Raw genomic sequence first — 23,505 nt, 5'->3', positions numbered from 1 at the left:
GATACCCGGATTCGAAATCCAACCCTACCGGCCATCCCGAGGAGACACACTTGAGATCACACGCTTTACATGCCGATGCATCACGACCGGGCGCCGCACAGGTGCCCGCCAGCTTGCCGGACCTCGAACGGTTTCGGCTTAGAAATTTTCTCGAATCGCTCGACTCAGTCCAACTGGAACGCCACGACCAATCGGTCGACTTGGCGCACATCGCTTCGCTATTGGAAGGCAACCCGAAAGCGGTATGGTTTGCCGCCCCTTCGGGGAGCGCCACGTCGCTATGTGGCAATGTCGCCGCGAGCCGCGCGCGTCTCGCGCAAGCCTTCGACACGACCCCCGACCGGCTGCTGGAGGTCGTGCGCGAGCGGTTGCGACAACCGGGCCAAGTGGTCGAAGTTGCATCCGAACATGCGCCGGTACAGCAAGTCGTGCTGACGGGCGACGACTGCGACTTGACTGCCTTGCCGGTGCACTTGCAACACGACTTGGACGGCGCGCCGTATATTTCGGCATCGATCGACTTCGTGATCGATCCCGAATCCGGCTGGACCAATTGCGGCGTGCGGCGCCTGATGCTGCGCGGCCGACGCAGCGCGGGGATCGACCTAGTCGCCCCTTCCGATCTGCGCGCCATTTACCTGGCGCACGCCAAACGCGGCGAACGATTGCCGATCGCATTTGCCGTCGGCACGCATCCGATCGACCATGTTGCGGCGACCATGCGCATCCCGACCGACGAGCTCGCCTTGATCGCGACCTTGCGCGCCGCGCCGCTGGGCGTGGTCAAGTGCGTGACCAATGATTTGCGCGTGCCGGCCGATGCCGAATTCATCCTGGAGGGCTACCTGGATGAGCGCGGGCATGTCGAAGCGGAAGGCCCTTATGGCGAATTTCTCGGCTATTACGGCGGTGTCAAGTCGAACCCCGTGTTCCATTTAACCGCGATTACGCATCGCCGCGACGCCGTGTTCCAGACCTGCACGATCAGCGGCCCGACCATGGCGCATACCGACACCGCTCAGCTTGCCGCGCTGCGCACTGAAGTAACGATCTGGCGTGCGCTCGAGACCGCCGTGCGAGAGGTCAAGGGGGTGTATGCGGGGCCCGCCACGGGCGGCATGTTCAATGTACGGGTCGCGATGCAGCAGCGCGTTCCCGGTGAGGCGCGCAACGCTATCGCCGCCGTGTTCGCTTCGTTGGCGAACGTCAAGCATGTTTTTGTCGTCGATCCCGACATCGATATTTTTTCGGACGAGCAGATGGACTGGGCCCTCGCGACGCGCTTTCAGGCCGATCGCGATCTGGTGATCCAGGGGGGCATGCGGGCCATGCCGCTCGATCCCTCGCTGGGCGGCGGCGGCCATACTGCGAAGGCGGGCTTCGACCTGACGCTGCCTTTGCTGCGTCCCGGTAGCACGCGTTCGATGGAACATCGGGTGCCGACGCCGCCGGCCTATCGCGGCGCTCGCTTCGCCTCGCTCGAAGCCGCGCTGGAAGACGGGCCGAAGCGCTTCGTCGATCTGATGGCTGCCAGCGGAACCACGGATGGACGGGAAATCGTGCGCTGGCTGGAGGACAGCGCGGCGACGCGCGCAATCACGCGGGACGAAGAAGGGCAATATCGATTTGCCTGAGGTGTTGCGGCGGCGCTCCGGTTGGTCGAGCGCCGCGGAAAGGGAGGCAAACGTGGGCCCGACGGTGGCCCGAGCGCGGCACAAGTCAGATAGAATTGGACGCCTATGCCGCATTGGCTCGCTGTCGGACAACTTAGATGAATCTCTCGCTCAAACAACTCAAGGTGTTTCTCGGCGTCGCGAATGCCTCCAGCTTCACCAAAACGGCGCAAAGCATGCACCTGAGCCAGGCGGCATTGAGCGCCATCATTCGTGAGCTCGAAACGCAGTTGCAATGCCGCCTGCTGGACCGCACCACGCGCACGGTATCGCTGACCGAAGCCGGGCGCATGTTTTATCCCACGGCGGTCAAGATTGTCGAAACCCTGGAAAAATCCGCGCTGGAGCTCAACGAGTTCGGGCGGCAGGAGCAATCGTCGCTGCTCGTCGGCTGCACGCCTATCATCGCCGCGAGCCTGATGCCCGCGGTGCTGTCGCGCTTTGTCGCGCTGCACCCGGCAGCCGAAGCGGTGATCGTCGACACGACGCCGGCCGAGCTGCAGCGCATGGTCGAAGACGGCGACCTGGATGCCGCGTTCGGCGCATTTTTCTCGAGCCTGTCCGGTATCGATCGTCATCCGATCTGCCCGACGCAACTCATGGCCGTTTCGTCGCTGCAGGAGACGGCGCTCGGTCCCGCCTCGCGCAGAACACCGCTGAATTGGCGTGCACTCGAAGGCCTGCCGCTGATTTGCCTAGCCAAAGACAACCCGTTGCAGCGCCTGATCGAAGCGACGCTCTCGAAGGAAGACGTCACCTCCGGCAAGCGCATGATCGTCGGACACCTGCAAACGGCGATCGCGATGGCGCAGGCGGGGTTGGGCGTGGCGGTCATTCCGTCGTTCTGCGAGCACGCTTGTCGTCACTATCGCGTGCGGCTTGATGCGTTGCGTCCGGAAGTCGAGTTGTCGTTTTATCGAATCACGCGGGCGGGACGCGGCGAACTCGCGCTGCTCGATCAATTCACCGAAATTTTCGCGCAAGCCGCGCGACAGATGGATGGAGGGCTTAGAGCGGACTAAGCGCCTCCGGGTTTTCTGTTTAGAACAGCATGTCGATACCGACGGTAACTGCTGTCTGACGGGACGTGCCGGCCGGGTTCAGCGTGCTGACCACCGCGTTCTTATATGACGTGTAATCGACTTCACTGTAGAGCGTGGTGCGCTTGGACAGCAGATAGGCGAGCGAAATGATCGACAGGCCGCGACGGCTGGCGCTGTCGTTCGACACGGTGGTCTGGTAATAGCCGCCGTCGAAAATCAGATCAGGCCTGATGGTCCACGAGATACCGCCGAAGGGGTTGTTCGTCACTTGGTGCGGCGTGCCCATACTCTGCAGATCCTCGGACATGAAACCGCCCGACACGCGTACGGGACCGATTTTGTAGCCGGCGCCGAACATGTAATAACTGTCGCCGAAGTAGGTCGCGCCGGTCAGTATGTTGCGATGCCCGTACAGGCCGCCGAAACTAATCGGACCTTCGCTATAACTCGCGCCCACTGCACGCGTCGCCGCGCTGCTGAAGTCGCCAGCAACGCCGCCGAACGAATTGTCCGCTTCGAACAGCACCGGTCCGAAGTTGTTCTTGTACTTGGCGTCGTTGTTGTTACGCGTGCCGTCCGAGGCGGTGGTCAACGGAAGGATAGGCGTGAAGTGGAAACCGAACGGATCGTAGATCCCGATGATGTCGTGCGCAATCGTGTACTGGCGGCCAAGATCCAGCGACCCGTACGTCGAATTTCCGATGCCGACGTACGCCTGCCGGTTGAATTCCGTTTGCGTGGTGTTGTCGAACGCCCCATTGCCGAGGTTGAAGCCGCTCTCCAACTGGAAATGCGCGTTCCAGCCGTCACCCAGGTCTTCCTTTCCGATGAAGCCGAGTTTATTCGAACTGTAATAACCGTTCGAATTCATCGTCGCCAGCGAGCCGCCGCCTTTTATTGCATTAGTCTGGTATCGCACGCCACCATCTACCGTACCGTATAGCGCGACGCTCGATTGCGCATGGGCGGGCATTGCGCTCAGCGCGCCGGCCGTAACCGACAGTCCAGCCACCACGGTTCTCCAAACTTCTATTTTCATTTTATGTCTCCGATCTCATGTCGTATGTATGGAATAGCTGGCGAGGGAAAACCCTCATCATATGATTCGTATAACTAATTAAAGAGCCTCCTTTTAATCTCTATTAAGGCCTTTCAGCTAAACCGGCGGCGCTCGTTTATCGGCGCCGCCGCCCGGGCATAGTTTCTAGTTGCCTGCCGGACCGCTGCTCGTCTGGTTGAGGCAGACGGGCGGCGGATCCATCGGCTTGAAGCCGGTCTTCAGTTCGCGGCTTAGCGCGACCCGGTCGAGCGCTTTTTCCCAGTTCGCTACCACGATGGTCGCGACGCTATTGCCGATGATGTTGATGAACACGAAACCGCTGGACATCGCCTTGTGTATGCCGAGTATCAGTGCGATCGATTCGACCGGAATCGTGTTCGATGCGGCGAGTGTCGCGGCCAGCACGGCAATCGCGGCGCCCGATACGCCGGCCGCACCTTTGGACGTAAGCAGCAACACGGCAAGCAGCACCAGTTGGTCATGCCAAGTCATCGGCGTGTTGGTGGCCTGAGCGAGAAACACCGCGGCGGCCGCAAAATACAGGCACGTGCCGTCGTGATTGAATGTGTACGCGGTCGGCAGCACCAGACCCACCACCGATTTTTCACAGCCCAGCCGTTCGAGCTTGTCGATCAGTTGCGGAAAAACCGTCTCCGACGAACTCGTGCCGATCACGAGCAGCAACTCCGCGCCGATATAGCGCATCAGGCGCAGCAGGCTGAAGCCGTTGACTTTCGCGATCGGCCAGAGGATCAACAGGATGAAAAGCGCGCAGGTCAGATAGAACTCGAGTACGAGCTTGCCGAGCGAAAGCAGCGTGCCGAAGCCGAATTTGCTGACTGTGAAGGCGATCGCGCCGAACGCGGCAAGCGGTGCGACTTTCATCGTCAGACCGATGATCCAGAACAGCGAGCCCGACACCGAGTCAATCAGGTTCAACGCGGGCCGTGCACGCTCGCCGATTGCGGCGAGGCCGAACGCAAAGAGCACCGAGAAGAACAGCACCTGCAGCACGTCGCCGCCGTTAAACGCGCTGATCACCGTATGCGGAATGACATTGAGCAGGAATTCGCTGGTCGTGACGACGTGGTGGGCATTCGCGACGTACGCATCGACGGCCGCGGAGTGCACGCTGCGCATGTCCACGTTCATGCCGACACCGGGCTTGAGCAGATTGATCACCACGAGGCCCAGCACCAGTGCGAGCGAGGTGACCACTTCAAAATAGACGAGCGCCTTGATCGCCACGCGGCCAACCTTCTTGAAGTCGCTCACGCCCGCGATGCCGCTGCACACAGTGCAGAAGATGATCGGTCCAATCAGCATCTGGATGACGCGGATGAAGGCGTCGCCCACGGGCTGCAGGTCGATGCCGAACTTCGGGAAGACGTAGCCCGTGACGATGCCCAATGCCATGCCGGCCAGCACCTGGAAGGACAGGTCGCGATAGAACGGTAGCCGTGCCTTGGGTTTCGCGGCGGCGGACTTGCCGGGCAAGCTCATGGTGTCTCCTTGTCAAACGCTGGCGAACTTCGGTTCGCTCAATAATGGTGAAACGGACGTACGCGCCGCTAGCGCGCGGCATCGCCCAGAATGGCAAGACTATCGGCGAAGATTTCGTCGACGGTCAGCTTGCGCGGTAGCAGTTGCTGTTGCTCGCAGAACGCAAGGGTTTCCTCAAGCGGACCGCGCAGCGCATCGTAGCCGAACAACAGCTTGTCGGGCTTGCCGGCGTACTGCGCGGCCATCGATGCCTTGCCTCGGCACAGCAGGTCGTACACCGCACGCACGGCTTGCGGATGCGTGTCGGCCAGATCCTGCCTGACTACGACAACGTGATTGATCGGAACGTAATGATGACTCGCGTACCACGCACGGTCGGCTGCCGCCGCATCGCGGATCAACGGTTCCAGCCCAGGTTCGTCCGGTAGATCGTTGCCGAGGATGGCGGCATCGAGTTCGCCTGAGCGCAGCATGGCCACGAGTTGCTTGCCGGCTTCGGCGCGGTGCACGAAAGGCGGATCCGGATACTCTTCCAGATGCGCACCCTCGATCGTGACCCATTCGATCTGATCGAGCGACACGCCGTAGGTTTGCGCCAGAATCGCGCGCACCCACATACCGGTGGTTTGCGTGTAGGCCCGCACGCCCACTCTCTTGCCCGCGAGACCGCCGACATCGAGTTTGCCGCGTCGGGCATTATAAATGATGCAACCCTGCTGGAAGCGCGCGGCTACGACTGCGGGCAATAACACCAGCGGCTTGCCGTACGCTTTCGCCTGCAGATACGTGACGATCGCCATTTCGCTGACGTCGTACAGTTGACGGCGCGCCATCGGCGCAAAAGCGCGGTGTATCGGTTCGACGTCTTCAAACACCAATTGAGCGGCAGGGTCGGTCAGCTCGCCGGCTTTCAGTGCCTTCGTGTGCGGATAAGTTTTCAGCGCAGCCTTCAGGCGCAGCGCTTGTGTAGAGGTGCTCACGGTCGGGTTTTCCTCGTGTTTTCCTGTTTAGTTCGAGACGGACGTATCAAGCGGCGAGCGCAGGATAAATCGACCGTGCGGTGCCGCCGAAGATCGCTGCGCGTGCATCGGCTGGCAGCATGGCCAGACTCTCGCGGGCGTCGGCGAGCAGTTGCGGCAGCGTGCCTTCGGCCGCTGGGAAATTGGAGCCCCAGGCGATGCGATGCGCGCCGAATGCATCGAGCACGCGCGGGAAGAAGGCCGCGGGCGTCGAGGCACCACGCGCGGCTTCTGCGATCGTGCGGTTCGTGAGCTTCAGATACACGCCCTGGTGCGACGCGAGGCTGAACAGCGGCGCGGCCGCTTCGTACGGCGGGCCGCCGGCGAGTTCCGGACGTGCAAGGTGATCGAGCAACACCCGGATGTCCGGAAAGCGCGCGAGCATGTTCAGCAGCGCCGGAATGCCTTGCGCGGTCATCTGTAGACAAATCGACACGTTGTGGCGCTGCGCGTATTCCCACACGGGGAACGAGCGTTCGTCGTCGAGCCAGCCCGCCTGACCGGGCATCGTGCTACCGGTGGTAAAAAGGCGCAGCCCGCCCAGGCCCGCGTCGAGCCAGCGCTGCATCTGCGCGACGGCGTCGCTCGCCAGCACGTCGATGGAGAACACGCCTGCGAAACGATCGGGATGGGTGCGCACCGCTTCGACCACATAACTATTGTCGTTGCCATACACCGTCGAGGCTTGCACTACCACCGCACGGTCAATGCCGGCTTCATCGAGCGACGCGAGCAGGGCTTCGAAACTGACGGGACGCTTCGCCGACCATTCCGACTGGTGTCCGCCGACGGGAGCCAGCGGATAGCGTTGTTTATCTGGGGAAATTGCGTGAGTATGGGTGTCGACGACGACGGACATGAACGGGCTCCTGGCTGAAATCTTTTTTGATCGATTGGGCGCTACTGTAAGTGGGATGTCGTGAAAGCCCTCAATATAAAGTGCGCTGCAGGACATAAATTTTGGTTAAGCTAGGGGTTTTCACGTAGCCATTCTGGAGAGTTGATGAAGGTAGTCGAGCGCGCATCATCCGATAACGATCTCACGCGATTAAGGCGTCTGTTGCTGTTCGACGCGGTGTGCGAGGCCGGTGGAATTGGGCAGGCGGCTATTCGCGCGGCGCGCACGCAACCTGCGGTGAGTCTCGCCATCAGCAAGCTCGAAGCGAGTTTCGGCGGTCAGTTGTTCGAGCGCGGTTTCGGCGGCAGCGAACTGACGCCGGAGGGCGTAATCCTGCAGCGGCGCGTTCGTCGCATGCTGGACCAGATGGAGCGGGCCGTTGCGAACGTGACCGGGCACTCCACGCCGGGGGCGTCGAACGCGGGCACGATTTGCCGGCATCTGACCGACGCGCAAGTGCGCTGCCACATTGCCATTGCGAATGCGGGTTCGGCGGCGGAGGCGGCCCAGTTACTCGGCATTTCGCAGCCCGCCGTGCATCGGGCGGCGCGGCAGATCGAGCAGACCGTCGGCGTGTCGCTATACCGCCGACGTGTGCACAGCGTGTCGGCGAACCCGGCAGGCATCGAATTCGCGCGTTGCCTGAGTCTCGCGCTCTACGAGATCGCACAAGCGAGTGAGGATCTGGCGTACGCCCGCGGACAACTCACCGGGAAAGTGGCGGTCGGCGTCTTGCCGTTGCTGTCGCCTCGCCTCATCGCGCGTACCATCCAGCGATTGCGCGCGCGTTATCCCGCCGCGCGCGTCACGGTCGATGAAGGCTCACATGCCCGGCTTTTGCGCGAACTGCGCGTCGGCGCGATCGACATCATCATCGGCAGCCTGCGCGAACCCCGGCTCACAGGGTCTGTTCAGGAAACCGAATTATTTTCTGATCCGTACGTCGTCGCGGTCCGCAAGGGGCATCGGCTGGCCGCACAGAAATCCATTGCGACGCACGATCTCGCGAACTACGAGTGGGTCGTGCCGCAGCGCAACGTGCCGCGACGCACGGTGATCGATTCGATTTTCGCTCGTTTGCTGGTCAAGCCGCAACTGGTGGTCGAAACGAGTTCGCCTGCGATGATGATGGCCATGCTGGTCGAAAGCGACTGCGTTACGCTGCTGTCACGCTCGCAGATTCGCGATGCCTACTCGGGAAACGAGATGGTCGCGTTGGAGCTGGAGATGCCGGAGGCCAGCCGGGTAGTGGGATTTACGGCGCGTACCGATTGGCTGGGTACGGCAATACAGCAGGCATTTGTTGAGCATCTGGTTCAGGAGTGTGCGACTCGCGTCTGACGGGTTCCTGGCCGGACAATTCCGGTCCCAGGGCATCGTAAAGAGGTTGCAGGATGGTTGCCGGCGGATGCCAACGATGCAACGACGTCCGGTACAAGGGCTCTCGCACCTGCGCCGCGCTAGCCGTGACGACCTGGCGTTGAGTACGATGAAACGTCATGCAGTGCTCGTCCCATTCGAGTGCGCAGTGAGCGCACATCCGTCGCGCATTGCCCTCGAGATCATCGACCAGTTCCTCATAGCGCACTTCGAGCATTACGCCATCGGGCAGTACGCTGCGCCAATGCGCCATCAACGTGTCGTAGGCGCGATAGTAGCGCCCCAGTTCACCGAGATCGTAGCTGAAAGGCACATCGTGGAACAGCCGCGAGAAATTCGACAAGCACGTTTCCACCGGTGCGCGTCGACTGTGAATGAAGCGCGCGTTGGGCAATGCCAGATGGATCATGCCGACGTGAATGAAATTGAATGGGTATTTGTCGGCGATCCGCGCGTAGCGGGCGGTGCTGTCTGCACCGCTATCTGCGCCCCCGTGCGCCGCATCGTTCGCGCCATCGTTTGTAGCGGACCGGATCGAGCGCGTGTATTCAGCGCCTAGCTGCGCTAACTGAGCCTGCGTGACGGTATGCAGCGCGTCGATATCGATTTTGGCATGATCGTCGTCCCCCGTGATGAAGCGCCATAGCGACTGAGCAAAATCGGGTCGCTCGCCAGCTCCGAATACCCGTGGGTGGCTGGCCAGGATTTGTTCGATCAAGGTCGAACCCGACCGAGGCATACCGATGATGAAGATAGCCGCATCCGACGGATCGCCCAGGCCGCGCTTGGCCCTCAGCAAATCGATGGTGAATAGGTCAGGCATGCACTTGATCAAATTCAGCGTCATCGCCTCGTCATACGGCACGCCAGGACGCTTCAACGCATTTGCTTTCAGGAAGTGCTCGAACGCAATTTCCTGATGCCCTTGATCAGACAGTGCGTGGCCATAAGCGAAATGCAACTGCGCGCGATTCTCTATCGTGAGCGTTTCAGCGCGCATTATCAATTGCGACATGGAGATGAAGCAGGGGTCGTCGGCCATCAGCCGATATGACTGCGAGAAATTGCGATAATACGAGCCGTTCATCGGTGCGAGACGAATCGCCTGACGATATGCGTCGTGCGCCTGTGCGAACCGCCCGAGCGCATGCAGGCAGTTCGCCATATTGTTGAACGACGCATCGGCACCGGGGTTGAGTCGCACGGCTTGCCGATAACAGAGCACGGCTTCTTCGAGGCGGTGCGACTGCTCCAGCGCGCAGCCGTGGTCATGCAGCATATCCGCGCTGGGCGCTTTAGTTTCTTGCGTCATTGACGCGGGGCAACGCCAGGATGAGTATCTTGAGGATCGGGTGCCGTGGTTCCCGATAGGACCGGGCCCAGGCCGTCGAGCAGCGGCTGCAGCAGTTGCGCCGCAGGTCGCCAACGGGTGAGCGCATTTCGATAAAGCGGCTGGCGGACCTGCGCGACGCTCGATGTCGCCACGGCGCGCTGGTTCTGATGAAACGTATTGCATGCGTCGTCCCATTCGAACCCGCAGTGCTGCACCATGCGACGCGCTTGTGTATCGAAGTCCACGACCAGTTCTTCGTACTGGACCTCGAGCATGACGCCCGGCGGCAGTACTGCGCGCCAGTGATCCATCAAGGCGTCGTAGGCTCGGTAATAGCGGCCCAGCTCGCCGAGGTCGTAACTGAATGGCACGTCATCGAACAACTTCGAGTAGCACGACAGGCAGGTTTCAATCGGTGCGCGCCGGCTGTGGATGAAGCGTGCATTAGGCAGCGCCAGGTGGATCAGGCCGACATGAATGAAGTTCAACAGCGACTTGTCGACAAACCGACGATGCGGCGCTCCCGCTCCCGCCGCTTCCGCCGCATCGCCCATGCGCCGCAGGTAACCCTCGCCAATTTGCAGCAACTGGGCGTCGGTCAACGCCGCGAGCGTATCCAGCTCGGAACGCCCCGCATGGTGTTGCGCGATGAAGTGCGTCAGGGTCTGGATGAAATCACGGCGTTCCCCACAGCCATACATCGCGGGATGGCTGTCGAGAATGTGTTCGATCAGCGTCGAGCCGCTGCGTGGCATCCCGATCACGAAGATCGGCGCGTCGGACTGTGTGCCGAGTCCTTGCCGCTGCTGAAGGAACTCCGACGTGAAAGTCACCCGACACCATTCCAGCAGTGCCAGCGTCGCGCGCTCGGTATAAACCGTGCGCTGCCGTTGCAAGGCATTGGCCTGAAGATAGTGCGCGAACGAGTCGTCGTGCAGACCCAGTTTTTCCAGCGCGTCGCCCAACGCAAAGTGCAGATTGACTCTGTCGTCGGGCGCTAGTCGGTCGGACGTTTGCGCAAGCTGCCGCATCGCCTCGAAATGCTTGTCGTCGGCAGGCAGCAAACCGGCTTGCACCAGGTTGCGATAGTACAAGCCCTTGTCCGGCGCGAGTTCCAGGGTGCGACGGTGATCGGCTTGCGCCTCGGAGAACCGGCCCAACGTGCTGAGTGTGACGCCGCGACTATTGAACGCCGGCGCATAGTCGTGGCGTAGTTGCAAAGCTTGTTCGGCACAGGCGAGCGCTTCTTGATGTCGGTTCAAGTTGCGCAATACATCGCCGCGTCCGATCAGCGCGTCGACGTGATCGGGTTGCAGATTCAGCGCGAGCTCATAGCTCAGCAGCGCCAATTCGGGTTTGTGCAATCGCTGCAGGGTATGGGCCTGATTAAGGCGAGCGGCTATGCTATTGGGCGCCAGTCGCAGCGCGTGTTCGTAGCTCTCGAGTGCCGCGCCATATTGGGCCAGATCCTGCAGCGCGTTGCCGAGATTGATCGATGCTTCGATCATGTCGGGCTCGATGCGCAACGCTTGCTGATAACTGTGCGCTGCCGCTTCGTGTTGGCGTAGGTCCTGCAAGACGTTGCCGCGGTTGTAGTGGGCTTCGGCGTATTGCGCATCGAGTTGGAGCGCGGCATCGAGGCTGGCGATCGCATCGACATGACGTTGCAGCTCACGCAGCACGTTGCCACGGTTGTTCAGCGCGCGCAGGTAATCCGGCTTGATTCGTAGTGCCTCATCGTAGCGCGCCAGCGCGGCTTCGGGCTGCTGCAGCTCACGCAGCACATTGCCGAGATTGTTAAGCGTCTCGACGTGTTCGGGAGCGATCGCGAGCGCGCGCTCAAAGCTGTGTCGGGCGTCTTCGTATTGTCCCAGTGCCTGATGCGCGAGGCCCAGATTCGAATGCGGCGCCACCAGTGTTGGATTGACCCGAAGCGCTTGCGTCAACGACACAATCGCGCGTTCAGCGTGTCCCGCTTGATATTCAAGGATACCGAGCAGATGCAGCGCATCGAAATGCTCGGCGTCGCTGCGCAGGGCGGTCTCGTAGAGTTCCCTGGCTAGTCGCGCATCGCCTTGCCGGTGCAATACCAGCGCACGCTGCACCAGCTGATCCGGTTGCTCCGCTTTGGAGCCGGCCGCTTGCAAGCCGTGCCGCGCTTTCCTATGTTTCATGACTGCGTCTTTTGTGAGCTGGGGTAATGCTCTGGGGTAATGTTATTTCCGACACCAGTTCGGGGCGCCCCGTGCGGTTCGCCGCAAGTATTCGAGAGGCTCTCTGTCACGGTCGCGACAGGAGCCGAAACTCCACGCATAAAAAAGTGACTACGAGATTTCCTTGCAGGTTAGACGCGTGGCTGACGAACGGCATTACATGGGGCGTGCCCAGAATTACCGAAAATTACGCTGAATCACGCCGCGAACGAGACCAGGCAGTGACGAATCCGGCCGCGCGTGAGGCGCCATAAAGCCCGCAGACGGATCGACATGACAAGGTATTTCCATGCCTCGTTTTTCCAATTAACGATGCGTAATTTTTCGCGCTGTCACGCCTCGATTGAATGCTTTCATCTACTGCTACCATCGCTCGTGACTGTAAGGGGAATGCAGGCTGGTGGCAGCAACAGCTGCAGCATCCGACTCGCTGCATTGGGCTCACGATCGCAAATTTTTTTTGGAGATCACTATGTTAGTTTCTGCAGTTGCTAGCGCATTGCCTACTCAACCGGTCACGAGCAACACGACCCAACCGTTGGCTCAGACGACGCCGCAAACCACAAGCTCCCCAACCGCGAGCGCACAACCGACAACGACCGCGCAAGTCATCGCTCAAGCGTCGAAGCACGCGGAAGCAATGCACGGTCATCATCATGGCAGTGGCGGCCACACCTATTCGCCGAACGGTACGCAAAATACCTCCGCTACCTCCGCGACGTCGAACTTCATCAACGAAAAGGCATAGTCACATCATGACGCTGCCATTGCGTCCCTGAGACGCGTGGCAGCAGTCGCCGAAACGTTCGCGCACACCGCGCAACGAATTATCCAAAGCCACCCCCGCGCATCGCGCGCTGTCCCGAAGTGGGGCAGTAAGCGCTCAATCTGGCGCATTCGCTCTACCTAATCGGGCAACACTCTCCAAACGAAGCCGCGTTCTGTCGAATGCGCTCGACTTGGAACTCGCGTGTTACATGTCAAAGCGGCGAGGAAAAACGATCTCGCCGATCTCGGTGGCTGGCCGTCCGGCTGGCAGATCAAGACCTGCGCTCAACGGCTCCCACCTCGTTACTCGGCGCACCGGGCACACCGGGCGTACTCATCGCATCTCATCCCGACGTGGACAACGGGCATAGGAATTGCTTTTTATAGCCAACATAGTGCATTTCCCCGACCGAGAATTCGATGCCGACTCATCCGATGCCCACGCAGCTCGCCCTACGCAACATCCGAAAATCCTTTTCCAATAAACAAGGCGCCGTCGATGTCCTTGGCGGCTTGTCGTTCGATATCAAAGAACGCGATTTCGTCAGCATCATCGGCCCCTCGGGCTGTGGCAAAACGACGGTGTTCAATATCGTGGCCGGCTTGTTACAACCCGACAGCGGCGAAATCATCTACCGCGGGCAGGTCGTCGACGGGTTGCGTGGCAAGGTGGGTTACATGATGCAGCGCGATCTGCTGCTGCCGTGGCGCACCGTTCTACAAAACGTCCTGATCGGCCCCGAGCTCGCCAAAATGCCACCGGCGCAAGCGCGCGAGACGGCGATGGAGTACCTCAACACCTACGGCCTGGCGGGTTTCGAAAACGCCTATCCCCGCATGCTCTCCGGCGGCATGCGTCAGCGCGTCGCGTTGATCCGCACGCTGATCAACGACCCGGACATCATCCTGCTCGACGAGCCGTTTTCAGCGCTCGACTACCAGACCCGCTTGTATCTCGAAGGCGTGCTGATGGAGGCGGTGGAGACGTTCCACAAGACCGTCGTGCTGGTCACCCACGACATCGACGAGGCGGTCGCTTTATCCAAGCGCGTCGTGGTGCTCGGCGGGCGACCGTCCCAAGTCAAGAAGATCTATGACATCGAGATCGAGGCACGCACGCCGATCGGCGCGCGCAGCGACCCCAACTTTTCCGGCTACTTCCATGCGTTGTGCGGAGAACTCGACATCCAAACCGAAGTGAGAGCCGCATGACGCAATCCGTTTCCGTGAATAAATCGACAGCCCCCGAAACGCGCCGTTCACCTCGCGTGGTGATTAACCTCGATACCGGCTGGGGCCGCACGATACTGCAATTTTTCGCCGTGGTCGCATTCTTCGGAATCTGGGAAGGTGCGGCGCGCATGGGCTGGGTTTCGAATTTCCTCGTCGGTTCGCCCGCGAAAATTTATGACGCGCTGGTGCAATCGGCGGTTTCTGGCCAACTATTCGTCGACACCGGCTATACGCTGTTCGAAGCGATTCTCGGTTTCGTATTCGGTACCGCGGTGGGCTCTTTCTGTGGACTTGCGCTTTGGTATTCGCCGTTCGTCGCACGACTGATAGAGCCGTTCATCGTTGCGATCAATAGCGTGCCGAAGATCGCGTTTGCCCCGATCGTGATTCTATGGTTCGGCACCGGCCTGGTATCGAAAGTCGCGCTGGCAATCTCGCTCACCGCCATCGTCGCGTTGATTGCCGCCTACGAGGCGGCCAAGGAGGCGGATTCCGATCTCCAGGCGTTGCTCGTCACGCTCGGCGCGGACAAGAACGATGTCTTCATGAAGATCGTGATCCCGTCCACGCTGCCCTACATTATTTCGACGTTTCGCATCAACGTGGGCTTCGGTCTGGTCGGTGCGGTTGTGGGCGAATTCATTTCGTCGGAGAAGGGGCTGGGCCACATGATTTTTACGGCGTCCAGCCTCTATGACCTGAACACCGTCTGGGCCGGCCTGTTCGTGCTCATGGCGATTGGTTTCGTGCTGTATTTCCTGATCGACCTGCTCGAACGCAGCTTGCTTCCGTGGCGGCAAGCATCGAATGCATCGACCTTACGGGTTTGACCAGATTTTTCAACCGGGTTTTTCTACCGGGTTTTCCACATTCACCACTCTCTTACCAGGACATCAAGATGGCGCTTAGCTCCAAAAAAATGCTGCTCGCATTGACCGCGGCGTTGGCAGTGTCGGCCGTGACCCCCGCGTTTGCTGCGGACAAGAAGGTCACGATTTCGCAAGCGTTCCAGTCGATGCTGTATCTGCCGCTCTACGTTGCGCTCGACAATGGCTTTTTTACCAAGCAGGGGCTCGATGTCACCAAGCAGACCGCCGGCAGCCCGAGCGCGGCCTTGTCTGCGGTGTTGTCGGGTAGCGCGGAGTTCTCGCTGCATGGCCCCGAATGGGCGGCGGTGGCGGCCGAGAAGGGCGCCGATGTCGACGTGATTGCCAACGTGGTGAATGGCGCCGCGGTGTGGATCGCGGCCGCGCCCGACGTCAAGTTCGATGGCGTGAAGGATCTGAAAGGCGGTACCGTCGTCAGCGGGCAGATGCCGACCACCAGCACCTCGCTATTCTTCAAGCTGCTCAAGGAAAATGGCATGTCGCCAAGCGACATCAGTCTGATGCAGGTGCCGCTGGGTTCGGAGATCGGCCCGCTGGTAGCCGGTCAGTCCAAAGTTGCGGTCATGTATGAGCCGGGCCTCGATCAGGCAGTGGCCAAGGGTATGAAGGTGGTGCTAAGCTTTCCCAAGCTGTACGGCGAATATGCATTTTCGTCGATCGCCGCAAAACGCAATGTCGACCCTGATTCCGCTGCGCGCTTTGTGAAAGGTCTGCAAGAGGCGCTCGTATTCATGCAAACCAACCCGACCGAGACGGCAGCAATTGCGCGCAAGGAATTCCCGACACTGGATCCGGCGATCGTGAATGCGGCGGTAACCCGGATGTTGAACGAAGGCGTCTATCCGAAGAGTGTGGATATCACGCCCAAAGCACTGACGGTGGGCATGGATACGCAGATCGCACTGGGTAATCTGAAACAGCAACCGAAGTACGACAGCTTCGTCGTACGCACCTACATTCAGCAAGCGCTGGCAGGGAAATGACGGAACTATTGCATTCAAAAGGGGTACGCGCACTGCGCGAGGCGATCGCCGCAGGCAGTGTGACGATAGCCGGCGCTGTGCAACAAGCGTTCGATGCGGCACAACGCTCGCAAGCGCAACTGCACGCCTTCATTTATTTGCCGGAAGCGCTTGCGGTGAACCACCGCATTGATCATGGCATCCCGGGCAGCAGCGGCGAGAGCCCGGCGCATGCTCCACTGGCGGGCGTGCCGGTGGCGGTCAAGGATCTGATCGATACGGCCGACATGCCCACCGCATTGGGCTCGCCGGCGTACGCCGGGCGGCGCCCGCAACACGATGCGTGGGTGGTCCAGCGTCTGCGTGCCGCGGGCGCTACCGTACTGGGTAAAACCGTCACCACGGAATTTGCTTGGCGTCACCCGGGCGCGACGACCAATCCTTGGCATCACGGCCATACGCCGGGCGGCTCATCCAGCGGTTCCGCGGCCGCCGTCGGCGCGGGCATCGTGCCGCTCGCGCTGGGTACGCAGACCTACGGCTCGGTGATACGGCCGGCCGCCTATTGCGGCGTCGTTGGCATGAAACCCACATACGGGACGATTGCGCGTACCGGCGTGTTACCGCTGGCCGGCTCGCTCGATCACCTTGGTTTATTCGCCAATAGCGTCGGCGACATCGCCTACGTGCTGCCGCTGCTGGCCGGCACCGACGATGGCGATCCGCATGGCTTTCCCTCTGCGCTTAATGATCTAACTTCGGGTCCCACTTCGGCAGCCGCCACGTCGGCGCAAGCGGCGCGTGGTTTTGCAGGCGCCGGCTACCCCCGTATCGGCGTATTGCAACAGCAGATTGGCGGCGCGATCGAACCCGCGCAACAGCAGGCGCTCGACGCGTTGGCCGGGCGCTTGAAAGCCGATGGCGCTGAGTTGGTCAACGTCGAACTTCCCGGCGAGATGGCAAATGCCCAGGGGCTGGCGTGGACCTTGTTGTGCGTCGAGGCGGCGCTCACGCACCGTGAGCTGTTCGATCGCACGCCCGAGCTGATGAGCGCCGTGATGAGGGAGCTGATTGAAGAAGGGCGCCGGATTCCTGCCACTGACTATGCAAACGCGAAAGCCCTGCAAGTCCAGATGACTACGCGGTTCAAGCGCTGGTTCACGGCAAGCATGGGGCTCGACGCTTTGCTGGTCGCGCCGGCCTCCGGTGAAGCGCCACGCGGACTTGACTACACCGGCGACGCGGCGTTTTGCACGCCGTGGACTCTGCTGGGCGTGCCGGCCATCAACTTGCCGATAGGGTTCGGTCCCGCAGGTCTGCCCCTTGGAGCGCAATTGATCGGCGCTCTGGGTGACGACGTGGCGCTGCTGTCAGTCGCTGCCTGGGTGGAGGCGCGAACCGGTTGGGCGCATGCAGTGCAGGCGAGGGGAGCGCCGAGACTGTAAATAGCAAAAAGATGCCTCAGGCGTTGGGCCGCCGTGCTGCAGCCCGCGCCTGGGACATATGCCGCTTTGTGCACACAGGCACAGCAGCGCAGCATCCATCGCCCGCAATCTTCTTGTTCATCAACCGCATTCATCGCCTCGCCGATCGGCCGTTCGTTGCCGCTTGGAAAAGACGAGATCGATCGACCCGGCAGACCGCTTGTACCGCCGTCCTTTCATGACCCCGACGTTCATGGGGGCGCGTGTTTCGCTGCTGGCGTTGCAAAATCGGTCACTGCGCTGAAAATAAAACCCATTTTTAGGCCGCTTGCGGGAATTCAACGACATTACGCGTGTCTTTGAGTCACTACTGCAATTGTTTATTGAAGCCCTTCGTTTAAAATGCAGACTAGACCAATAAAAGCATGGAGGCCGAATTGAAATCCATAAAAATACCCATTGCGATCGGGAGAATCGCGGGGTGGGCTCAAGAGCACGCGGTCGAAGGGGCCGGTCAGCAGACCGAAATGTTCCGCAGAACCACAAAATCAGGTCGCAGACGCCGGCAAATCAACATCCCGATTGCGAATCTGAAAATTAGAAGAACGGTCGAAATTGCGCCGGATAATGGGCATATTAGCGCCATTTTTGGCGAATACATGGGTCGCGACGGGCTAAGACCCGATTTGAATTAGATCAATAGTTCCACGATATTTACCTGATCGCACTAGCCCGCCCTGGCTATTGCCATTAATCTTTCATATTCCTTTGACCTTCACGCCTTTGCATGACCTCCTGCTTTAGCCTGTTACGGAATTCGTTATGTGTAACGAAACTTTAGTCAAGGATCTTAGTTGATGAATCTCAAAGACCATCCCGGCTGCCGTCCTTTTACCGAAGCCGGGGAGTTGTCTCAAGTTTCTGTGTATTACGAGGAAGGGCGCAGGACGATCTGGATGATGCTGTGCTCTCGCCCGCGCCCCTGTTTCACTCAGAAGCTGGTCAACGACATCATGCATGTGGCGCGCGTCGCCCGGGATTCCAAATTACCCTTCGATTTTTGGGTCAACGGTTCATCGGTTCCGGAAATTTTCAACGTCGGCGGAGATCTGGATTTTTTTGTTGAAGTGATTCGTGAAGGGCGTCGTGAGGAATTGGTGGCTTACGCGCGCTCTTGCATTGATGCCGTGCACGGCGTGTTCACGGGCTTTGGCACCGGCGCGATTTCCATCGCGATGCTGGAAGGTAGCGCGCTTGGCGGCGGGTTCGAAGCGGCGCTGGCCAATCACTACGTACTGGCGCAAAAAGATGTGAAGATGGGTTTCCCGGAAATTGCGTTTAATCTGTTTCCCGGCATGGGCGGGTATTCGCTGGTGACGCGCAAAGCCAATATGCGCCTGGCCGAAGAGTTGATCAGCTCGGGCGAAACGCATACGGCCGAATGGTATGCCGAGAGGGGCCTGGTCGATCAGACGTTTGATGCGGGGGAGGCGTTTATGGCAACGCGCACCTTTATCGATAGCATTCGGCCCAAGCTAAACGGCATGCGCGCTATGCTGCGCGCTCGCCAACGGGTGCTGCCGTTATCGCGTTCAGAGTTGATGGATATCACCGAGGATTGGGTGGACGCAGCCTTTTCACTCGAAGAAAAAGACCTGGCCTTCATGGAACGGCTGGTGACCTTGCAAAACCGGCGGGTTTCCAAGCTGTTTCAAGCCGTCTAAGCTGCGGCCTGCTCGACGCCACCGCTGCGTGGTTGCACGTATCCTCGTATCGAAGCCGCATCAAGCGCAAATCAATCCCACCGAGAACCTCAGGCGATCAACCGCAGCTTTCTCTTCTCAGCCACCCACAGTTCGAATTGCTCGGCGGTCAGCGGTGTGCTGTGCAGGAAGCCTTGCACGTAATCGACGCCCACTTCCTTGAGGAACTCCGCTTCGGCGTGCGTCTCGACACCTTCGGCAACCACCGAGTAACGCAATTCCCGCGCGATCGCGACCATCGAGCGCACCAGCGCCTGAGATTTGGTATCGGTGTCGATCGACTTGATGAAACTGCGATCGAGCTTGATCGCATCCAACGGAATGCGCGCCAATTGCGACAGCGAAGAGTATCCGGTGCCGAAGTCGTCCAGATGGACCTGGGCACCGAGATGCCGGAACTGCTTGATAATCTCGCGTGTCGTCGCTTCGTCTTCCATGAAGCAGCTTTCCGTCAGCTCGATGTCGAGCAGGCAGGGGTGCAGGCCCGTCGTGCGCAGCGCATGCGTGAAGTGTTTCACGATATCCGTATCGCACAATTGGCGCGCGGAGACGTTAATCGCGATGCGCACATTCAGGCCCTTCGCCTTCCAGCGTGCGGCTTGAGCTGCGGCCGCCTGCATGACCCACCGGCCTAGCGGGCCTATCATGCCCGACTCTTCCGCATAGGGGATGAAGTCGAACGGCATGATCAAGCCGCGTTCCGGCGAATTCCAGCGGATCAATGCTTCCACGCTGTGCAGCGCGCCGGTGTCCGCGCTGACCAGCGGCTGATAGTAGAGCTCCAGTTGCTGTTCTTCCAGGGCCTTGCGCAAGTTGGTGTCCAGCCAAACATACTCGGCCACCTTCTTGTTCATCTCCTGCGAGAACATCCGATACGTGCCCTTGCCGGCATCCTTGGCGACGTACATCGCGGTGTCTGCGCTGCGGATCAGGCTTTCCAGTCCATCGCCGTGCTCCGGGTAAATGGCGACGCCGATCGAGCAACCGGTGTACACCTCCATCAAACCGAGGTTGAACGGGGCGCGCAGGCAGTTCAGGATGAGCTGGGCTTTTTCTTCGAGCAACGCTGTGGTCGCTTTCTCGACCAACACCACGAACTCGTCGCCGCCCAATCGGGCCAAGGTATCGCCTTCGGACAGGCAACTCTTGATCACTTGCGAAACGTCCTGGATCAACTGATCGCCGACAACATGGCCATAGTGGTCGTTGACCTTCTTGAAGTTGTCGAGATCGAGGAACAGGATGCCAGGACGGTTCTCGCCCGCAGCGATGATCGCGCTGCTGATTTTTTCGTGTATGGCGTTGCGGTTCGGCAAGCCGGTCAGACTATCCGTATTGGCAAGTTCCAACAGCCGGTTCTTCGCATTACGCTCTTCGGTAATATCTGTGCCGGCGCAAATCAGGAACTGCTCGTCGACGCCGCTACCGCTGCGCACGAACTTGTTGCGGAAAAGAAATAGGCGCGGTCCGTTGACGGTGTTCAGATACCGCTCGACCTCGTACGGCTTGCCCGAATCGAAAAACGCGCTGATGTTGCTGCCCGATGCCTGGCCCTGCTCGGCGGACATGAATAGCTCGAGGCCGCTTTTGCCGACCACGTCTTCTTCCTTCATGCCGCTGAATTCTTCGCACTTGCGGTTGAATCGTTGGATGAGTCCGTTCCGATCGATCACCGCCACCATGGAATTCACTTCTGAGACGATTTGCTCGGCAAACGACAAACCGTGCACCAGATCGCGCGCCACCGAGACGGTGTCGTCGTAAGCCGATGCAGTGCCGGCCCATTCCACGCTGTTGGTTTTTTTGCCGACCAGGTTCAACTGCAACGCTTCGCCGAACAGGCTGACGTCGAGCACGAGGTGCGACGTGACGCCTGTCAGAGCCCTGATCTTGGCTGCCTGCGGGGCGGTCAAGACCACGCTGACGTTGGCCGGCCCACGAACGGCGGCGAGTTCGAGAGCATTGCTGTCGAACGACAAGCGCCAACAAGGGCTGCTTGTGCCGAAGTAAGTTTGAAGCACTGCGCCGTGCTGTTCATCATTCATGGGAGAGGCCCGGGCGAAATTGACAGTGCTGTCGGCCATGGTAAATCTGGCTTGGCGGACAGCTTGTCGGAAAGTAACTAACCTAGATTAATCACAGCGCCCCGTGGCGTCAACATTCCTGTGCCCCTAAATATGTCAAACGCCACGTAATTAATGGTTCACAGAGTTTTTTGAACTTTTTTTCAATCGCTTTTGTCCACGATGTGAGATTTTGGGCGCTCGTATTCTCAAATTGTCAGCGCTCGCCTTATACCGCGCTGCGATGCCGCTCGATGCACGTACGCAATACTTCCTCCCCAGGTTTGCACCACCAGTTCTGCGCAGAGAAAATTTCCACCTCCGAAAAACCCGTGTAGCCAACCGCTTCCACCCAGCTCCGAATTTGACGGATATCAATAACGCCGTCGCCCATCATGCCGCGGTCGGTGAGCATATCCCGGGTGGGCACCAGCCAGTCGCACACGTGAAAGGCCAGTAGCCGGTCCCGGCCGCAGCGCTCGATCGCGGCTTGCAATGTCGGGTCCCACCACACGTGATAAACATCGACCGCTACGCCCAACATCCCACTGCGCAAAGGGTCCAGCTCGTCGCACAGGTCCAATGCCTGGTCCAGCGTGTTCACGCAAGCGCGGTCGGCGGCATACATCGGATGCAGCGGTTCGATCGCAAGCGGCATGCCGACCTGACGTGCATAGTCGAGCAATGCGCCGATACCATCGCGCACTTGCTCGCGTGCGAGAGCGATGTTCTTGTATACGGTTTTACCGTCGGTGCCGCTGGTACTGTTAGGTAATCCACCGACGACGAGTACGAGGCAAGGTGCACCCAATGCGAGCGCTTCGTCCACTGCGCGACGATTATCGTCGCGTGCGTTACGTAGGCCAGCTGCGTCGGCAGCGGTAAACATGCCGCCTCGACAATACCCGGACAACATCATGTCGTGCTCACGCAACAATCGCATCGCGACATCGAGTCCGCACGCGGCAACTTGGTCGCGCCAAGGTGAAATAGCGCGTATGCCCAGCCGTGCGCAATGCTCGATGATTTCAGGCAACGCCCATTGCTGGCGCACAGTTGCGGTGTTGATCGAAAGCCATTCGTGGCTATCAGTGAAATCACGCATCGTGTACCCCATTCACGGCCAGCACCGCCCGCATACGCGCCACCGCGAGTTCAGGGTCGGCCAGCAAGCCTGCGCGGTCAGCCAGCCGAAACAGTTCCGCCAGATGCGTGAGTGAACGCGTACTCTGCTGGCCGCCGATCATGACGAAGTGATCCTGCAAGCCATTTAGGTAGGCCATAAAGACCACGCCGGTTTTATAGAAGCGAGTCGGCGCCTGGAAGATATGCCGCGACAGTGGCACAGTGGGCGCGAGAATCTCGTGGAATCGCTGCGTATCGCCACCCGCGAGTGCGTCCAACGCGGCCGAAGCGGCCGGCGCAATCGCATCGAAGATGCCGAGCAGCGCGTGGCTGTGACCGTGTGTATCGCCGGCGATCAATTCGGCATAGTTGAAATCGTCCCCGGTGTACATCTTGACGCGCGGGTCCAGCCGGCGACGCATCGCAATTTCCTTATGCTTATCCAGCAGCGAAATTTTCACGCCGTCGATTTTTTCGGGCCACGTGTTGATGATGTCGACCGCGACGTCCATCGCGTTGTCCAGGTTCGCCGACCCCCAGTACCCTGCGAGCGCCGGGTCGAACATATCGCCGAGCCAATGCAGGATCACCGGTTCGCGAACCTGCGAGAGGATGTGCCCATACACCTTGCGATAGTCGTCGGGAGAGGTCGCAACGCGCGCCAGCGCACGGCTGGCCATCAGGATGATCCGGCCGCCGAGTTTTTCGATCGCGGCCACTTGTTCTTCGTAGGCCCGGATCACGTCGTCGAGCGTGGTGGTCGCATCGAACGCCAGGTGATCGGTGCCCGCGCCGCTGGCGACTTGTGCGCCGGGAAAGTCGCGCGCGGCATCGATCGAATGGCGAATCAGTTCGAGCGAGGTGGGCCAGTCCAGGCCCATACCGCGCTGTGCTGTGTCCATGGCTTCGGCCACGCCAAGGCCGAGGGCCCAGATGCGCTGCCGGAACGCGATCGTTGCGTCCCAGTCGATCGGACTATCCAGCCACGGATTGCACGGCGCCAGCGGATCGGCGACCACGTGCGCAGCCGAATAGGCCACGCGATTGAATGCGCGCGCCGGTCGCGCGGCGAATGTGCGCGGTGCGCTCATCGTGTACGGTTGCAGGCGGCGATCGGCGTCGGGCAGGACGATGACTAGGCTCATGATGGTCGCTTCC

At 60.2% G+C, this 23,505-nt stretch carries 19 protein-coding genes; 10 read left to right on the top strand and 9 right to left on the bottom strand.

Annotated elements, in window-relative coordinates; all coding sequences use genetic code 11:
• Positions 1-50 precede the first annotated feature (50 nt).
• The gene (locus GSQ77_RS02390) at positions 51-1,634 is read left to right on the top strand and encodes a UbiD family decarboxylase (RefSeq protein ID WP_158898668.1); all 1,584 of its coding nucleotides are present in this window, start codon (positions 51-53) and stop codon (positions 1,632-1,634) included.
• Between the two features lie 137 nt (positions 1,635-1,771).
• Positions 1,772-2,695 (top strand): LysR family transcriptional regulator, encoded by a 924-nt coding sequence (locus tag GSQ77_RS02385; RefSeq protein ID WP_158898666.1) that lies wholly within the window; start codon positions 1,772-1,774, stop codon positions 2,693-2,695.
• Between the two features lie 19 nt (positions 2,696-2,714).
• Here GSQ77_RS02385 and GSQ77_RS02380 read toward each other — a convergent pair whose 3' ends face one another.
• The 4 genes from GSQ77_RS02380 to GSQ77_RS02365 all read right to left on the bottom strand — a co-directional run bounded on the left by GSQ77_RS02380 (position 2,715) and on the right by GSQ77_RS02365 (position 7,157).
• A complete protein-coding gene (locus tag GSQ77_RS02380; protein ID WP_158898664.1) occupies positions 2,715-3,755 on the bottom strand; it encodes a porin in 1,041 nt (346 codons plus the stop codon).
• A 165-nt stretch (positions 3,756-3,920) separates the two neighbouring features.
• Positions 3,921-5,279 carry a C4-dicarboxylate transporter DctA gene (gene dctA, locus GSQ77_RS02375; RefSeq protein WP_158898662.1) on the bottom strand — a complete coding sequence of 453 codons (1,359 nt, stop codon included), beginning with the start codon at positions 5,277-5,279 and terminating at the stop codon, positions 3,921-3,923.
• 68 nt (positions 5,280-5,347) lie between these two features.
• Positions 5,348-6,259, bottom strand: coding sequence for a hypothetical protein (locus GSQ77_RS02370; RefSeq protein WP_158898660.1), 912 nt, complete (start codon positions 6,257-6,259; stop codon positions 5,348-5,350).
• Between the two features lie 46 nt (positions 6,260-6,305).
• Complete coding sequence (locus tag GSQ77_RS02365) at positions 6,306-7,157, bottom strand: amidohydrolase (RefSeq protein ID WP_158898659.1); 852 nt, start codon at positions 7,155-7,157, stop codon at positions 6,306-6,308.
• 144 nt (positions 7,158-7,301) lie between these two features.
• Between GSQ77_RS02365 and GSQ77_RS02360 the strand changes: the two genes are divergently transcribed.
• Positions 7,302-8,537: a LysR family transcriptional regulator gene (locus tag GSQ77_RS02360; RefSeq protein ID WP_158898657.1), complete on the top strand. Its 1,236-nt coding sequence runs from the start codon at positions 7,302-7,304 to the stop codon at positions 8,535-8,537.
• Here GSQ77_RS02360 and GSQ77_RS02355 read toward each other — a convergent pair.
• Complete coding sequence (locus tag GSQ77_RS02355) at positions 8,452-9,888, bottom strand: sulfotransferase (protein WP_174246379.1); 1,437 nt, start codon at positions 9,886-9,888, stop codon at positions 8,452-8,454. The two genes, GSQ77_RS02360 and GSQ77_RS02355, sit on opposite strands and share 86 nt — an antisense overlap.
• Positions 9,885-12,083, bottom strand: a complete 2,199-nt coding sequence (locus tag GSQ77_RS02350) for a tetratricopeptide repeat-containing sulfotransferase family protein (protein ID WP_158898653.1) — start codon at positions 12,081-12,083, stop codon at positions 9,885-9,887. The genes GSQ77_RS02355 and GSQ77_RS02350 overlap by 4 nt, the downstream gene beginning before the upstream one ends.
• A 511-nt stretch (positions 12,084-12,594) precedes the next feature.
• On the opposite strand from GSQ77_RS02350, the gene GSQ77_RS02345 reads away from it, so the two are divergent.
• From GSQ77_RS02345 to GSQ77_RS02315, 7 genes are all read left to right on the top strand, one after another.
• A complete protein-coding gene (locus tag GSQ77_RS02345; RefSeq protein ID WP_158898651.1) occupies positions 12,595-12,870 on the top strand; it encodes a hypothetical protein in 276 nt (91 codons plus the stop codon).
• Positions 12,871-13,325: 455 nt separating this feature from the next.
• Positions 13,326-14,102 (top strand): ABC transporter ATP-binding protein, encoded by a 777-nt coding sequence (locus tag GSQ77_RS02340; RefSeq protein ID WP_158898886.1) that lies wholly within the window; start codon positions 13,326-13,328, stop codon positions 14,100-14,102.
• Positions 14,099-14,953 (top strand): ABC transporter permease, encoded by an 855-nt coding sequence (locus GSQ77_RS02335; RefSeq protein WP_158898649.1) that lies wholly within the window; start codon positions 14,099-14,101, stop codon positions 14,951-14,953. Before GSQ77_RS02340 ends, GSQ77_RS02335 begins: the two co-directional genes overlap by 4 nt.
• Positions 14,954-15,021: 68 nt before the next feature.
• Positions 15,022-15,993: an ABC transporter substrate-binding protein gene (locus GSQ77_RS02330; protein ID WP_158898647.1), complete on the top strand. Its 972-nt coding sequence runs from the start codon at positions 15,022-15,024 to the stop codon at positions 15,991-15,993.
• Positions 15,990-17,417: an amidase gene (locus GSQ77_RS02325; RefSeq protein WP_158898645.1), complete on the top strand. Its 1,428-nt coding sequence runs from the start codon at positions 15,990-15,992 to the stop codon at positions 17,415-17,417. The genes GSQ77_RS02330 and GSQ77_RS02325 overlap by 4 nt, the downstream gene beginning before the upstream one ends.
• A gap of 416 nt (positions 17,418-17,833) precedes the next feature.
• Positions 17,834-18,091 carry a hypothetical protein gene (locus tag GSQ77_RS02320; protein WP_158898643.1) on the top strand — a complete coding sequence of 86 codons (258 nt, stop codon included), beginning with the start codon at positions 17,834-17,836 and terminating at the stop codon, positions 18,089-18,091.
• Between the two features lie 162 nt (positions 18,092-18,253).
• Positions 18,254-19,120 (top strand): crotonase/enoyl-CoA hydratase family protein, encoded by an 867-nt coding sequence (locus GSQ77_RS02315; RefSeq protein WP_158898641.1) that lies wholly within the window; start codon positions 18,254-18,256, stop codon positions 19,118-19,120.
• 89 nt (positions 19,121-19,209) lie between these two features.
• On the opposite strand, the gene pdeR is transcribed toward GSQ77_RS02315, so the two are convergent.
• The 3 genes from pdeR to GSQ77_RS02300 form a co-directional block, all read right to left on the bottom strand.
• A complete protein-coding gene (gene pdeR, locus GSQ77_RS02310) occupies positions 19,210-21,204 on the bottom strand; it encodes a cyclic di-GMP phosphodiesterase (protein WP_158898639.1) in 1,995 nt (664 codons plus the stop codon).
• A 247-nt stretch (positions 21,205-21,451) separates the two neighbouring features.
• Positions 21,452-22,327: a sugar phosphate isomerase/epimerase gene (locus GSQ77_RS02305; protein WP_158898637.1), complete on the bottom strand. Its 876-nt coding sequence runs from the start codon at positions 22,325-22,327 to the stop codon at positions 21,452-21,454.
• Complete coding sequence (locus tag GSQ77_RS02300) at positions 22,320-23,438, bottom strand: dihydrodipicolinate synthase family protein (protein WP_254067414.1); 1,119 nt, start codon at positions 23,436-23,438, stop codon at positions 22,320-22,322. The genes GSQ77_RS02305 and GSQ77_RS02300 overlap by 8 nt, the downstream gene beginning before the upstream one ends.
• Positions 23,439-23,505: the final 67 nt, after the last annotated feature.

The organism is Burkholderia sp. L27(2015) (assembly GCF_009765705.1).
In the GTDB taxonomy this organism is placed as follows: domain Bacteria; phylum Pseudomonadota; class Gammaproteobacteria; order Burkholderiales; family Burkholderiaceae; genus LMUX01.
Note: the sequence above shows the minus strand (reverse complement) of the source record. Positions and strands in the feature narration are given on the sequence as shown.

Excerpts from the sequence above, each read along its gene's own strand:
- GSQ77_RS02350 (WP_158898653.1), bottom strand. The coding sequence starts at position 12,083 with ATGAAACATAGGAAAGCGCGGCACGGCTTGCAAGCGGCCGGCTCCAAA.
- GSQ77_RS02315 (WP_158898641.1), top strand. The coding sequence starts at position 18,254 with ATGAATCTCAAAGACCATCCCGGCTGCCGTCCTTTTACCGAAGCCGGG.
- GSQ77_RS02300 (WP_254067414.1), bottom strand. The coding sequence starts at position 23,438 with ATGAGCGCACCGCGCACATTCGCCGCGCGACCGGCGCGCGCATTCAAT.
- GSQ77_RS02305 (WP_158898637.1), bottom strand. The coding sequence starts at position 22,327 with ATGCGTGATTTCACTGATAGCCACGAATGGCTTTCGATCAACACCGCA.
- pdeR (WP_158898639.1), bottom strand. The coding sequence starts at position 21,204 with ATGAATGATGAACAGCACGGCGCAGTGCTTCAAACTTACTTCGGCACA.
- GSQ77_RS02365 (WP_158898659.1), bottom strand. The coding sequence starts at position 7,157 with ATGTCCGTCGTCGTCGACACCCATACTCACGCAATTTCCCCAGATAAA.
- GSQ77_RS02335 (WP_158898649.1), top strand. The coding sequence starts at position 14,099 with ATGACGCAATCCGTTTCCGTGAATAAATCGACAGCCCCCGAAACGCGC.
- GSQ77_RS02380 (WP_158898664.1), bottom strand. The coding sequence starts at position 3,755 with ATGAAAATAGAAGTTTGGAGAACCGTGGTGGCTGGACTGTCGGTTACG.
- GSQ77_RS02330 (WP_158898647.1), top strand. The coding sequence starts at position 15,022 with ATGGCGCTTAGCTCCAAAAAAATGCTGCTCGCATTGACCGCGGCGTTG.
- GSQ77_RS02360 (WP_158898657.1), top strand. The coding sequence starts at position 7,302 with ATGAAGGTAGTCGAGCGCGCATCATCCGATAACGATCTCACGCGATTA.
- GSQ77_RS02385 (WP_158898666.1), top strand. The coding sequence starts at position 1,772 with ATGAATCTCTCGCTCAAACAACTCAAGGTGTTTCTCGGCGTCGCGAAT.
- GSQ77_RS02340 (WP_158898886.1), top strand. The coding sequence starts at position 13,326 with ATGCCCACGCAGCTCGCCCTACGCAACATCCGAAAATCCTTTTCCAAT.
- dctA (WP_158898662.1), bottom strand. The coding sequence starts at position 5,279 with ATGAGCTTGCCCGGCAAGTCCGCCGCCGCGAAACCCAAGGCACGGCTA.
- GSQ77_RS02345 (WP_158898651.1), top strand. The coding sequence starts at position 12,595 with ATGTTAGTTTCTGCAGTTGCTAGCGCATTGCCTACTCAACCGGTCACG.
- GSQ77_RS02325 (WP_158898645.1), top strand. The coding sequence starts at position 15,990 with ATGACGGAACTATTGCATTCAAAAGGGGTACGCGCACTGCGCGAGGCG.
- GSQ77_RS02355 (WP_174246379.1), bottom strand. The coding sequence starts at position 9,888 with ATGACGCAAGAAACTAAAGCGCCCAGCGCGGATATGCTGCATGACCAC.